Here is a 12233-nt window from a genome sequence, read left to right on the forward strand (position 1 = left end):
ACGCGATGCCCTAAATCCGAAATCCATCTGCACAAATCCACCAAAAGGACGAACCCATGGGACGGAACTCTTTTCGGCGAACCGCCGCGGTAGCCGCCCTCGGCCTATCGCTAGTGACAGCGCCGTTCGCACACGCCGAACCCGCACCGCTCAACGGTCTGTTCGCGTTGGCCCCCGGCGTCTGCTCGGGCGGCGCGGTGACCGGCAGCTTCTTCCGGATGATCCTGCCGACCGGCGACGCGGGCGGACCCTACCTGGCCAACAGCGACTCGGCCTGCAGCGACCAGACGGTGACCACGCTGTCCGCGGGCAGCGACGGCGGACTGGTCAGCGGCGGCTATCAGCCGCAGCCTGCCGCGGCGTTCGACGGTGCGGGCAATGCCAAGTCGGGCCGGGTGACCACGCCGGTCCGTTTCTACGGCGTGGATTTCGCCACCGCAACCAACCCCACCGACCCGCAGACCGGTGGCGGCACCGCGGTGCCGCAGTTGTTCTCCGACGGCGGGCAACTCTCCGGTGATCTGAGCAGTCTCGGTGTCACCTGGAACAACCAGGTGTTCAATCAAGGTGCGCCGAAACCTGGCGGCGGGCTGCCCGGCAAGACCAGCCCGGTGCACGGCACCATCGACGGCGCGGGCAATTTCGTGATCGAGTGGACGAGTCAGATCGTCGGCGGTCCGTTCAACAACTTCACCGGGTTGTGGCATCTGGCCGGTCAGTATCGCGGCGGCAGTGTGCCGCAGGCGGCACCGGCGGCGGCACCGATCGCCGCCGCGCCCGGTGCGCCCGCGGCCGCTCCTGCGGCACCGGCTCCCGGCGGTCCGGCGGCTGCCGCACCGGCACCGGCTGCCGCGCCCGCTGCTCAGGCCCCGGTCGACGCCGCGGTACCGGTGGCCCAGGCGCAACCCGCGCGCACCGATCCGGTGCTCGCCTCGAAGACCGTCGAGGTTCCGCGTGGACGGCACACTCCGGCGTGGGTGGTGCCGACGCTGTTCGTGGTCGCGGTCGTGGCGGCCGGGGTGTTCTTCAACGCGGACCGGATCGTCCGTCGGCAACGGCAGTGACCACCGTGTCGGGGCTGCCCGCTTACTCGGACTTCGTCTCGAATCCCGAGGCCGCGCCGCCGCGGCCGTTGCGGCGGTGGCCGTTCGTGCTGATCATCGTGCTCGGCGCGCTGCTGGTGCTGGCCCCGATCGGCACCGGCATGTTTCCGCGAGCGGTCAAAGGGGAGGCGATGATCGACGCGTTCGAGCCGTACATGACGCGGTCCAGTATCGATGGCTACCGCCACGACCTGCAGGTGCTCGACGACGCCAGGACGAACGTCATCACGCTCCAGCAGCGCGGACAGCAGCCGGGCAGTTATGCGCGGGTCGATCAGTTCGTCCGCGACTACCCGGAGATCCGCTATCACATGTCCGGGATGATCGGCGCGATCGACGACAATCGGCACAACTACGAAAAGCTCGCCGCCGTACCACCTTTCGGCGCCTTGCCGTGGTTGCTCGCATTGCCCGGCGCGCTTCTCGTCGGCGCCGGGGTGCTCGGCCTCCGGCGCGCGCAGCAGGGTGAGCAGGCGCTGGTCTGGCGCTCGACCGCGGCACTGGCCGCCCTCGGGCTGATCGCGGTGCCGCTGCTCGGCGGGCTGTTCCCGGCCTCGCCCGCGGCGCAACCGCTGATCAACGACCTGGGGCCGATCCTCACCCACGATGAGGTCCGAAAGCTGCAGGGCTACTTCGTCACCCTTGTCGCGGCCGACGGCGAGCTCAACAGCCGATACACCGCGGACGTCCGTACGGCACACCCGGAGGCCGAGCTCACCGGCATCACCACCCTCGAAACCCGTTGGCAGCCGATGACTTCGCGCTTCGCCGCCCTCATCGGCGCGATGAACGACAACGTCCGCAACTTCGACGCCGTTGTCGCACTGAACGACTCGACGCGTCCGCTCGGTTTCGGCGCGTTCCGCGGGCTGGGCTTCTGCTATCTGGTGCCGGGCATTTTCGCGCTCGCCGCCGCGGTGGAGGGTATTCGGCTGCCGGGTCGCGTCCGGGCCGAGCGCGCGGCACTGCGGCCGAATCTCGTTGGCGGTACCCGCAAATGAGCACACGACCCAGGCGGCCGACCGAACGTAGAAGGGGATCCGGCATGAGCCAACGCAAGATGATCGCCGCGACCGTGCTGGCTGCACTGGCGTTGGTGGTGTCCGGCTGTTCCGGCGGCGCCGACGCGCCGACGTCGAGTGGGCCCGAGCCGCTGGTCGGATTGCTGCGATTCACACCGGGTTCGGTGTCCGGGGACAGCGTCGCCGGTACCTGGTTCCGGATGGTGCAGCCGGGCGGCACGCCGGAGCAGGGCCCCTACATGCCCAACGGTGATTCTCCCGCGCAGGGCGGGTCGACCACGTTGCTCGAGCCGGGCACGGCGGGCGGCCTGCGCATCGGCGGATACCAGAGCGAGCCGAAGCCCGGGTTCGCACAGGGGAATTCGCTGTCCGCGTCGATCACCAAGCCGACCAAGTTCTTCGCCGTCGAGTTCGGCATCTCCACCAATCCGGTGGACCCGCAGACCCAACGCCGGGTGCCGCCGCCGACGGTGACGAACGACGGCGGCAAGCTGACCGCCGACCTGTCCGCCTGGGCCGCTTCCTGGAACGACCAGGAGTTCAATCAGGGCGCACCGAAACCGCCGGAGAAGCAGGACGCGCAGGTGGCGGGCGCCGAACAGGTGCAGAAGGTCTGGGACTGGGTCGCCAAGCAATGGTTCGACAAGCCCACCGCCGATGCCGCCCAGGGCCCCTCGGCCACCGGCACCTACGACGCGAAGACCCGCAAGTTCACCCTGCAGTGGACCAGCCTCATCGTCGGCGGCCCGTTCAACGGGTTCACCGGCGTCTGGCACCTGGAGGGCGTATTCGAACCCACCGCGGCCGCACCGAATTCGCCTGCGGCACCGGTCAAATAGACATCAGAAGGAGTACGGTCCGATGAGTTCTCGCACGACGACCCGGCCTGCGCTCGCCGGTGCCATCCGCGCGGTGGCCGCGCTGACGGTCATCGGCAGCGCCGTCGCGGTCACCGCGCTGACGGTCGATCAGGACGACGAGGTCACCAGCGTGGTGATCACCCAGGAACAACCGGCCGCCGCCGCACGACCCGCCGCGCCCTCGGTTCCGGCGGACACCTCGGCGCCTGCACCCGCACCGGCCGCGCCTGCGTCGGGCGGCCCGGCGCCCGCCGCGTCGGTACCGCTCGGTTCGGGCGGTGCGCCTGCCGCCGTCGCCATCAACCCCGGTGCGGGCGCGCCGAACGGCTCTGTCCCACAGGGTGCCGGTGCGCCGAACGGCTCTGTCCCACTGGGTGCGGGCGCGCCGAACAGCTCGGTCCCGCTCGGCGGCACGCCGAACAGTTCCGTTCCGCTCAGCGGCGCGGGCGGTGCGAACCCGTTCGCCGCCGCCCCGCTCCCGGCGCAGCCCGCCTGCCCGCTCGGCTGGCCCGCGCCGAAGCAGCAGGGTGGTCTCGCCTCGCTGATCGGATTGGCTCCGCTGGCTGGGCCGTTCTCCTCGGAAGCCTTCGCCCTCGGCTCGGTCTACCAGCCGATCCTGCAGCTGGCTGGCCCGGTGCTCGCCGAGGTAGCCCCGGTCCTCGCCCGGTACCAGCCGGCGATCGACCCGTTCATCACCCAGGTGCAAGGTGTGGAAGCGGTTGTCCTGCAAGCAATCCTGCCGTACTACGGCCCTTATCGTGATCAGCTGATCGCGGCCGAGGGCGAAATCGCCAAGGTGCTGGCCCCCATCCTCACCCGCGCCTACAACAGCGAGATCGCCTCCTGCTTCGTGGCCTGGCAAGGTCAGATCATCGACCAGGCAAAGGGTGGCCACATCACGGTGGCCTCGCTCGCGCACCCCGGCACCGTGGTGGAGCTCGGCCCCGAGTCCTGACCCCGCCGAACCAGGAGCGGCCCGATCACCGGGTTGCTTGTCGCCCCGGCACCGTGTCGAACCCCGCTGTCCCACAATCGGGGTCGTCGACACGGTGCCCGGGCATCGTGGTGCCTCGAGCGCGGAGTCGCTGAACAGACAGTGCGCGGGGTGGCGCGACGTATCGAGGATCTCCGGTGGGTGGGTCAGCGGCCGGACATAATGGGGCGATGGCGACACACCAGAGGTTGGCTGTGCGGAAGCTGGTCGAGCAGGGTGTGCTGACCGAAGCGCAGTTCGAGGCAGTGATGGGCGCATTGGCCGCGCACGAGCCGCGCCCGCGCGGGAAGATTCTGGCCGAGATCGCGGCGTACATCGGCGCCGGGCTGGTGTTCTGCGGCATTGCACTGGTGATCGGTGCGTCGTGGGACGATCTTGCGCGCGGTGCGCAGGTTGCGCTGCTGATCGCCGTATCGATCGGGCTCGTCCTCGGCGCGATCGCCGTGGTCGGCGGGCCGGCCAAGTTGTTCGACCGGGATCCGCACGGCTCCCGGATCCGGCTCGCCGGGGCTTTGCTGGCGCTCGCCGCCGGTTCGGTGACGGGGGCCGTGGGCACGGCGCTGGAAAACGGCTCCGCGGACGCGGGGTCCTGGGCCGCGCTCGCCGGACTGATCGCCGCCGTGCTCGGCTATATCGCCATTCCCTCGGTGATCGGCATGCTCGCCTGCGGCATCTTCAGCGCGTCGGCGATCCCGGTGGCGCTGGACGAAATGTTCGGTGTCGGCGACCTCTGGGTAGGCTTCGGCATGCTCGTGGTCGGCGGAGTATGGTTCGCGCTCAGCAGGATCGGCGTGTTCGTCGAAACCTGGCTGGGATACGCGATCGCGATCGGGATCGCGCTGGTCGGCGCGGTCGTCGTCGACTCGGACCATCGCCCATGGGCCTTCTTGCTCAGCGCGCTGGTGGCCGCCGTCTGCTTCGTGCTGTTCGCGCAGCAGCGTTCGACGGTGCTCGTGATCGGTGGCGGTCTCGCGGTCGCCTTGGCTACCGGGCAGGCGGTGACGCAGTGGACCGACAGCGTCCTCGCCGTAGCCGTCGCAGTGCTCGTGATCGGCGCCGTGGCGCTCGGCGTGGGTTCGTACGTGCTCATCAGGTCGCCGAAGCCGTCCGATCAGACCGCGGTCGGGCCGACCCGCTCCTGAAGTCTCGTAAACCCGCTGAAACCCCTGCTGGATCGAGTGCGCGGGGGACCGCGCGACGTGGGATGAATCACACTCCCTAGATACGTGGACGTCCAACTATAGGATGACCGCATACCGCGCTGCGGTGTCACGGTCGGCTACCAGAACAGGACTGGCATGGTTCGCGAACTCACTCACTTCATCGGCGGGCAACACGTCGCGGGTACCTCCGGCAACTTCGGTGACGTCTTCGACCCGAATCTCGGCCAGGTGCAGGCCAGGGTGCCGCTGGCGAGCACGGCCGAGGTGCAGGCCGTCATCGCGAATGCCGAAGCGGCGCAGCCGGTGTGGGCCGCGTTCAACCCGCAGAAGCGGGCCAGGGTGCTGATGCGGTTCCTGACGCTGGTACAGGACGAGATGGATTCGCTTGCGGCACTGCTCTCCTCGGAGCACGGCAAGACCATCGCCGACGCGAAGGGCGATATCCAGCGCGGCCTCGAGGTGATCGAGTTCGCCGTCGGCGCACCGCACCTGCTCAAGGGCGAGTACACCGAGAGCGCGGGCACCGGCATCGACGTCTACTCGATGCGCCAGCCGCTCGGCGTCGTCGCGGGCATCACCCCGTTCAACTTCCCGGCAATGATCCCGCTGTGGAAGGCGGGCCCGGCGCTGGCCACCGGAAACGCGTTCGTGCTCAAGCCGTCCGAGCGCGACCCCTCCGTGCCGCTGCGGCTTGCCGAACTGTTCCTCGAGGCCGGCCTGCCGCCGGGGGTGTTCAACGTGGTCCACGGCGACAAGGTGGCCGTCGACGCGCTGCTGCACGACCCGAGGATCAAGGCCGTCGGCTTCGTCGGCTCCACCCCGATCGCGCAGTACATCTACGAGACCGCGACCGCGAACGGCAAGCGCGCCCAGTGCTTCGGCGGTGCCAAGAACCACGCGATCGTCATGCCGGACGCCGACCTCGACGACGTCGCCGACCAGTTGATCGGCGCCGGTTACGGCTCCGCGGGTGAACGCTGCATGGCCATTTCGGTGGCCGTGCCGGTCGGCGAGGAGACCGCGGACCGCCTGCTGGCCAAGCTCACCGAGCGGGTGCACAAGCTCAACATCGGCCGCTCCGACGACCCCGGCGCCGACTACGGCCCGCTCGTCGGCAAGGACGGCGTCGACCGGGTGCACAACTACGTCCAGATCGGCATCGATGAGGGGGCCGAGCTGGTGGTCGACGGCCGCGGCGTGACCGTCGCGGGCGCCGAAAACGGATACTTCGTCGGCGCAACACTTTTCGACAAGGTCACCCCCGAGATGCGGATCTACCGGGAGGAGATCTTCGGTCCGGTGCTGACCGTGGTGCGGGCCAAGGACTACGAGGAGGGTCTGCGCCTGGCCAACGAGCACGAATACGGCAACGGCGTCGCGATTTTCACCCGCGACGGCGACACCGCCCGTGACTTCGCCGCCCGCGTGCAGGTGGGCATGGTCGGCATCAATGTCCCGATCCCGGTGCCGATCGCGTACTACACCTTCGGCGGCTGGAAGCGCTCCGGCTTCGGCGACCTTAACCAGCACGGCCCGGACTCGTTCCGCTTCTACACCAAGACGAAGACCGTCACGCAGCGCTGGCCTTCCGGGATGAAGGAGCTTGGGCCTGCGGGTCCTTCCGCAAGCTCCACTCCCAACGCGTTCGTCATCCCGACGATGGACTGACGAATGTTCATCCTCGACGACGACGAGAAAGCGATCAGCGACACCGCCCGCGGCTTCGCCGACGAGTTCCTCGCGCCGAACGCGCTGGAATGGGATGAGCAGAAACACTTTCCGGTCGATGTGCTGCGCAAGGCGGGCCCGCTCGGGCTCGGCGGCATCTACGTCCAGGAGGACGTCGGCGGCTCGGGTCTGCGCAGGCTCGACGCCGTGCGCATCTTCGAGCAGCTCGCCACCGGATGCCCGGCCATCGCGGCCTACATCTCCATCCACAACATGGCGACCTGGATGATCGACAGCTACGGCGACGACGCCCAGCGCCGGCGCTGGCTGCCGCGGCTGACGGCGATGGAACTGCTGGCGAGCTACGCGCTGACCGAGCCCGGTGTCGGCTCGGACGCGGCGGCCTTGAGCACCAAGGCCGTCCGCGACGGCGACGACTACATCTTCAACGGCGCGAAGCAATTCATCTCCGGCGCGGGCGCCACCGACGTGTACGTGGTCATGGCCCGCACAGGAAGCCCTGGCGCGCGCGGTATTTCGGCGTTCGTCGTGCCCGCCGATACGCCGGGTGTCTCCGTCGGCGCCAACGAGCGAAAGATGGGCTGGCACGCCCAGCCCACCCGCCAGGTGATCTTCGAAGACGCCAGGGTTCCGGCGGCCAACCTGCTCGGCGCCGAGGGCGACGGCTTCCGCATCGCGATGAACGGCCTCAACGGCGGACGGCTGAATATCGCCGCCTGCTCGGTCGGCGGCGCGCAGGCGGCGTTGGACAAGACGGTGCCGTATCTGGCGCAGCGCAGCGCGTTCGGCGCACCACTGCTGAAGAACGACGCGTTGCGGTTCCAGCTCGCCGATATGCGGACCGAGTTGGAGGCCGCCCGCACGCTGCTGTGGCGGGCCGCGGCGGCGCTCGACGCCGACGCGCCGGACAAGGTCGAGTTGTGCGCCATGGCGAAGCGATTCGCCACCGACGCGGGCTTCGAGGTCGCCAACAAGGCGCTGCAACTGCACGGCGGCTACGGTTACCTGGCCGAATACGGCCTGGAGAAGATCGTCCGGGATCTGCGGGTACACCAGATCCTCGAAGGCACCAACGAAATCATGCGGGTGGTCGTCGCCCGCGCGGTGGTAGGAGCGGCATGAGCAGCGAACCCGAAGTTCTGATCGAGAAACGCGATGGGCTCGGGCTCATCACGCTGAACCGGCCCAAGGCCATCAACGCGCTGAATCACGCGATGGCACTGGCCATCACCGAGGCGCTGCACGCCTGGGCCGCCGACGACGAGGTCCGCACCGTAGTCGTCACCGGGGCGGGGGAGCGCGGCCTGTGCGCGGGCGGCGACATCGTCGCCATCCACACGGACGCGACCGGCGGTGCCGCGGGCGCGGATTCGCCGACCGGGCGCTTCTGGCGGGACGAGTACGTGCTCAACGCGCTGATCGGCCGCTACCCGAAGCCCTATGTGGTGGTGATGGACGGCATCGTGATGGGCGGCGGTGTCGGCCTGTCCGGTCACGGCAGTCACCGGATCGTCACCGAGCGGTCCAAGATCGGCATGCCCGAGGTCGGTATCGGGTTCATCCCGGATGTCGGTGGCACCTACCTGCTTTCGCGCACGCCGGGCGAGCTCGGCACGCACGTCGCGCTCACCACCGCCCGGATGACCGCGGGCGACGCCATCGCGGCGGGCTTCGCCGACTACTACATCACCTCCGAACATCTACCGGCGCTGCTGGATACGCTGCGTACCGAGACGGCGGAGATCGCGATCGCCAAGTTCGCCTCGGCCGCACCGGCTTCCGGCCTGCTCGCCCAGCAGGACTGGATCGACGCCTGCTACGGCGCAGACACCGTCGAGGAAATCGTGGCCAGGCTGCAGGCGCACGAGGCACCGGAGGCGGCCAGGGCCGCCGCCGATATCCTCACGAAATCACCGGTCGCGCTGAAGGTCACGCTGCGGTCGTTGCGTTCGGCGCGGTCCGCGCCGAACCTGGAGGCGGTGTTGAACGAGGAGTACCGGGTCTCCATCGCGGCGCTGGCCTCGGCCGACCTGGTGGAGGGTATCCGCGCGCAGGTGATCGACAAGGACCGCAACCCGCGGTGGTCGCCGGCGACGCTCGCCGACGTCACCACCGCACAGGTAGCCGCATACTTCGCCGAATTGGGCGATCAGGAACTGGGTTTGGTGAGCAATGACTGAAAAGATCGGATTCCTCGGACTCGGCCACATGGGTGCGCCGATGGCGGCGAACCTCGTCAAGGCCGGATATGAAGTGCTGGCCTACGATCCGGTGCCCGCCGCGCAGCAGCGGGCCGCCGAGGACGGCGCCACCGTTGTTGGTACGGCGGCGGAGGTGGCGGACGCCGGTGTGGTGATCACCATGCTGCCCAACGGAAAACTCGTCCTCGACGTGTACGCCGAACTGCTGCCTGCAGCCAAGCCCGGCACCCTGTTCATCGACTGCTCCACCATCGACGTGGCCGACGCCAAGTCGGCCGCGGTGCTCGCCATCGGCGCGGGCCATCGCGCGCTGGACGCCCCGGTCTCCGGCGGGGTCGCTGGCGCGGCGGCGGGCACGCTGACCTTCATGGTCGGCGGCGGGGCCGAGGACTTCGCCGACGCGCTGCCGTTGCTCGAGGTGATGGGCGGCAAGGTGGTGCACTGCGGTGGCTCCGGCGTCGGCCAGGCCGCCAAGATCTGCAACAACATGCTGCTCGGCATCTCGATGATCGGCCTCTCCGAAGCCCTGGTCCTCGGCGAGCAGCTCGGCCTGACCCACCAGTCGTTCTTCGACGTCGTCTCCACCGCGTCGGGCCAGAGTTGGGCGCTGACCAGCTACTGTCCGGTCCCCGGCCCGGTGCCGACCAGCCCAGCCAACAACGACTATCAGCCGGGTTTCGCGACCGCCCTGATGAACAAGGATCTGGGGCTGGCCGCGAACGCGTTGCGCGAGAACGGCATCGACGGTCAGCTCGGTCTGCTCGCCGCGGAGATCTACAGCCGGTTCAACGAGTCGTCCGGCGGCCGCGACTTCTCGGCCATCGTCACCGAGATCCGGGAACGCAGCGCCGGCCCGAACGCGGACGCCTGAGGTCGCGTCGAATCGACGGCGACGCGAATGTTGACACGTCTCGAACATGCGTTCGACTCGAGGTATTGTTCGGGCCGTGTCTCCACTCTCCCGCCAGGACTGGGCCAGGATGAACCTCGAACAGGTCCGTGACCAGCTGCTCGACGCGGCCGCGTTCGGCAAGTACCTGCCGCCCGAGCAGCTCGAGCACGCGGCCGGGAAGATCGCCGAGGGGTTGCGCGTCTTCCAGGAACTGACGAGCGACCGGAATGGGCCCGGATAAGCAATTGCGTTGTAGTGCAACAACTTCAAGACACGGTAGGGACGTTGCGGAAAGGGTGAAATACCCCTTTCCTGTATCGTCACCGATATTCCTGACCACCCCGACGTAGAAGGTGCCTAAAAGATGGATGCATCGCGTAGCGATTCGATGAGGGGCGGCGGCCGGGCGACGGGCGGGCCCGATTTCGAGACGATTCTGCTGGAGCGTAAGGGCCGGGTCGGCTGGATCACGCTGAACCGCCCGAAGGCGCTCAACGCACTCAATGCCCAGGTCCTCGACGATGTCATCGCCGCGCTCGACGAACTGGAGCGCGACGACGAGGTCGGGGCCGTGGTCATCACCGGCTCGGAGCGCGCGTTCGCGGCAGGCGCCGACATCAAGGAGATGCAGCCGAAGTCGTATATGGACATGTTCCTCAACGACTACTTCGCGCGCTGGGATCGGCTCGCCCAATTCCGCAAGCCGACCATCGCCGCGGTGGCCGGGTACGCCCTCGGCGGCGGCTGTGAGCTGGCCATGATCTGCGACATCCTGATCGCGGCGGACACCGCGAAGTTCGGGCAGCCGGAGATCAAGCTCGGCGTCATCCCCGGCATCGGCGGCTCGCAGCGGCTCACCCGCGCGGTCGGCAAGGCCAAGGCGATGGACCTGGTGCTCACCGGTCGCAATATGGACGCCGAGGAGGCCGAGCGCGCCGGGCTGGTGTCGCGCATCGTGCCCGCCGCCGACCTGCTCGACACCGCGCTCGAGGTCGCCGAGACGATCGCCGCGATGTCCTTGCCGGTCACCATGATCGCGAAGGAGTCGGTCAACCGCTCCTTCGAAACCACCCTCGCCGAGGGCCTGCGCTTCGAACGGCGAGTATTCCACTCGCTCTTCGCGATCGACGATCAGAAGGAAGGCATGACCGCCTTCGTCGAGAAGCGTCCCGCGAAGTTCACCAACCGCTGATCCGCGTTCGCCCGGCAGAATAGTTGTCCACTTAACCGGGAGAACTCGACGCCCTAGCCGAAGCTCGACGACGAGGGTCCGACGATGTCCATCGGCGTCGGCGGGACACCGTGGGTGGGTTCGGCCGAAGAGTTGTCCATGGCAAGGATTCCCGCGATCGTCGCGCCGAGCGCCGCGGTCACCGCGACCGCGGCGATCAGCTTGCGGCGGTCGACCGCGCCGTGCGCCAGCGAGGCGGACAGCGCCGCACCCGCCCGCACCCGCGGCATCCGCACGTCACCGCTGTGTCGCTCCGCGGCGAGCAGCACCGCGCCGCGGGCCGAGACGTAGTCGGGTTCCGGGTCGTAGATGATCGGCAGGTCGATCAGCTCCGCGAGCTCCTCGCGGATGCTCGGGCTGCGGGTACAGCCGCCGAGCAGCACCATCGCGTCGGGCTGTACGCCGCTCTCCTCGATGAGCTGACGCACGAACGAGGCCGAGTGATGGATGCTCGCCGCGCACAGTTCGGCCAGGTCACTGCGGGTGACCACCTCGCGGTCGCCGGAGATGGGGTCGATCGCGGTGACCACCCGCTCGCTGCTCAGCGCCTCCCGATGCCTGCGGCTGGTGAGCTTGTCGGTGAGCACGCCGCCGCGGGCGAGCTGCCAGCGCAGCAGCGCGTCGTAGCCGTCGCCGCCGAGCACCGTGCTGCGTTTACCGGCCAGGATGGCGTCGTTGTGGCAGTCGGCGTGGGTGATGGTCAGCCCGGACGTGCCGAGGTCGTAGAGCAGCACCGTGCCCTCGTCCGGCAATTGGCCCGTGAAGCGCAGATAGCGCAGTTGGGCGAGCGGTTCGTCGACGATGGTGAGGCGGTTGCGGCCAGCTGCGGTCCGGATGGCATCGGCGTGCATGGTGCAGCGGCAGGTCACCGCGGTTCCGGTGACCAATTCGTCGCGCCGGTCGGCGGCGGCGCGCATCTGCCGGATGGCCTCGAAAACGGGTTCCTCGACGCCGCCGCCTGCGCGTCGCGGCACCTCGCAGCGGTCGATCGGCGGGAGGTGCGGCTGATCGGAGTGTGTCAGCATCGCGCGCGCGCCACCAGCGCCCGCCGATACCCCCAAGACCAGCACCATGGTTT

At 68.9% G+C, this 12233-nt stretch carries 12 protein-coding genes; 11 read left to right on the forward strand and 1 reads right to left on the reverse strand.

Annotated features, from left to right (window positions below; genetic code table 11):
- Positions 1-56: 56 nt before the first annotated feature.
- The 11 genes from ACIHA7_RS31415 to ACIHA7_RS31465 all read left to right on the forward strand — a co-directional run bounded on the left by ACIHA7_RS31415 (position 57) and on the right by ACIHA7_RS31465 (position 11116).
- Positions 57-1064 (forward strand): hypothetical protein, encoded by a 1008-nt coding sequence (locus ACIHA7_RS31415; RefSeq protein WP_397294496.1) that lies wholly within the window; start codon positions 57-59, stop codon positions 1062-1064.
- Entirely contained in the window at positions 1061-2104 is a 1044-nt protein-coding gene (locus ACIHA7_RS31420; RefSeq protein ID WP_397294497.1) for a hypothetical protein, read from the forward strand. The genes ACIHA7_RS31415 and ACIHA7_RS31420 overlap by 4 nt, the downstream gene beginning before the upstream one ends.
- 44 nt (positions 2105-2148) lie before the next feature.
- Entirely contained in the window at positions 2149-2964 is an 816-nt protein-coding gene (locus ACIHA7_RS31425) for a hypothetical protein (RefSeq protein ID WP_397294498.1), read from the forward strand.
- A 22-nt stretch (positions 2965-2986) separates the two neighbouring features.
- Positions 2987-3940: a hypothetical protein gene (locus ACIHA7_RS31430; RefSeq protein WP_397294499.1), complete on the forward strand. Its 954-nt coding sequence runs from the start codon at positions 2987-2989 to the stop codon at positions 3938-3940.
- A 209-nt stretch (positions 3941-4149) separates the two neighbouring features.
- Complete coding sequence (locus tag ACIHA7_RS31435) at positions 4150-5121, forward strand: DUF2157 domain-containing protein (RefSeq protein WP_397294500.1); 972 nt, start codon at positions 4150-4152, stop codon at positions 5119-5121.
- A 156-nt stretch (positions 5122-5277) separates the two neighbouring features.
- A complete protein-coding gene (locus tag ACIHA7_RS31440; RefSeq protein ID WP_397294501.1) occupies positions 5278-6810 on the forward strand; it encodes a CoA-acylating methylmalonate-semialdehyde dehydrogenase in 1533 nt (510 codons plus the stop codon).
- 3 nt (positions 6811-6813) lie between these two features.
- Positions 6814-7953 carry an acyl-CoA dehydrogenase family protein gene (locus ACIHA7_RS31445; protein WP_397294502.1) on the forward strand — a complete coding sequence of 380 codons (1140 nt, stop codon included), beginning with the start codon at positions 6814-6816 and terminating at the stop codon, positions 7951-7953.
- Entirely contained in the window at positions 7950-9011 is a 1062-nt protein-coding gene (locus tag ACIHA7_RS31450) for an enoyl-CoA hydratase/isomerase family protein (RefSeq protein ID WP_397294503.1), read from the forward strand. The genes ACIHA7_RS31445 and ACIHA7_RS31450 overlap by 4 nt, the downstream gene beginning before the upstream one ends.
- Positions 9004-9903, forward strand: coding sequence for a 3-hydroxyisobutyrate dehydrogenase (gene mmsB / locus ACIHA7_RS31455; RefSeq protein WP_397294504.1), 900 nt, complete (start codon positions 9004-9006; stop codon positions 9901-9903). The genes ACIHA7_RS31450 and mmsB overlap by 8 nt, the downstream gene beginning before the upstream one ends.
- Before the next feature lie 76 nt (positions 9904-9979).
- Positions 9980-10165, forward strand: a complete 186-nt coding sequence (locus tag ACIHA7_RS31460) for a DUF6374 family protein (protein WP_147139531.1) — start codon at positions 9980-9982, stop codon at positions 10163-10165.
- Between the two features lie 123 nt (positions 10166-10288).
- Positions 10289-11116, forward strand: a complete 828-nt coding sequence (locus ACIHA7_RS31465) for an enoyl-CoA hydratase (protein ID WP_397294505.1) — start codon at positions 10289-10291, stop codon at positions 11114-11116.
- A gap of 53 nt (positions 11117-11169) precedes the next feature.
- On the opposite strand, the gene ACIHA7_RS31470 is transcribed toward ACIHA7_RS31465, so the two are convergent.
- On the reverse strand, positions 11170-12228 hold the full coding sequence (locus tag ACIHA7_RS31470) for an Hsp70 family protein (protein ID WP_397294506.1): 1059 nt from the start codon (positions 12226-12228) through the stop codon (positions 11170-11172).
- Positions 12229-12233: the final 5 nt, after the last annotated feature.

Source organism: Nocardia sp. NPDC052316, from assembly GCF_044547795.1.
GTDB lineage: Bacteria > Actinomycetota > Actinomycetes > Mycobacteriales > Mycobacteriaceae > Nocardia.

Coding starts and splice junctions, on each gene's coding strand:
- ACIHA7_RS31430 (WP_397294499.1), top strand. CDS start 2,987: ATGAGTTCTCGCACGACGACCCGGCCTGCGCTCGCCGGTGCCATCCGC.
- ACIHA7_RS31425 (WP_397294498.1), top strand. CDS start 2,149: ATGAGCCAACGCAAGATGATCGCCGCGACCGTGCTGGCTGCACTGGCG.
- ACIHA7_RS31415 (WP_397294496.1), top strand. CDS start 57: ATGGGACGGAACTCTTTTCGGCGAACCGCCGCGGTAGCCGCCCTCGGC.
- ACIHA7_RS31470 (WP_397294506.1), bottom strand. CDS start 12,228: ATGGTGCTGGTCTTGGGGGTATCGGCGGGCGCTGGTGGCGCGCGCGCG.
- ACIHA7_RS31450 (WP_397294503.1), top strand. CDS start 7,950: ATGAGCAGCGAACCCGAAGTTCTGATCGAGAAACGCGATGGGCTCGGG.
- ACIHA7_RS31435 (WP_397294500.1), top strand. CDS start 4,150: ATGGCGACACACCAGAGGTTGGCTGTGCGGAAGCTGGTCGAGCAGGGT.
- ACIHA7_RS31445 (WP_397294502.1), top strand. CDS start 6,814: ATGTTCATCCTCGACGACGACGAGAAAGCGATCAGCGACACCGCCCGC.
- ACIHA7_RS31440 (WP_397294501.1), top strand. CDS start 5,278: ATGGTTCGCGAACTCACTCACTTCATCGGCGGGCAACACGTCGCGGGT.
- ACIHA7_RS31465 (WP_397294505.1), top strand. CDS start 10,289: ATGGATGCATCGCGTAGCGATTCGATGAGGGGCGGCGGCCGGGCGACG.
- mmsB (WP_397294504.1), top strand. CDS start 9,004: ATGACTGAAAAGATCGGATTCCTCGGACTCGGCCACATGGGTGCGCCG.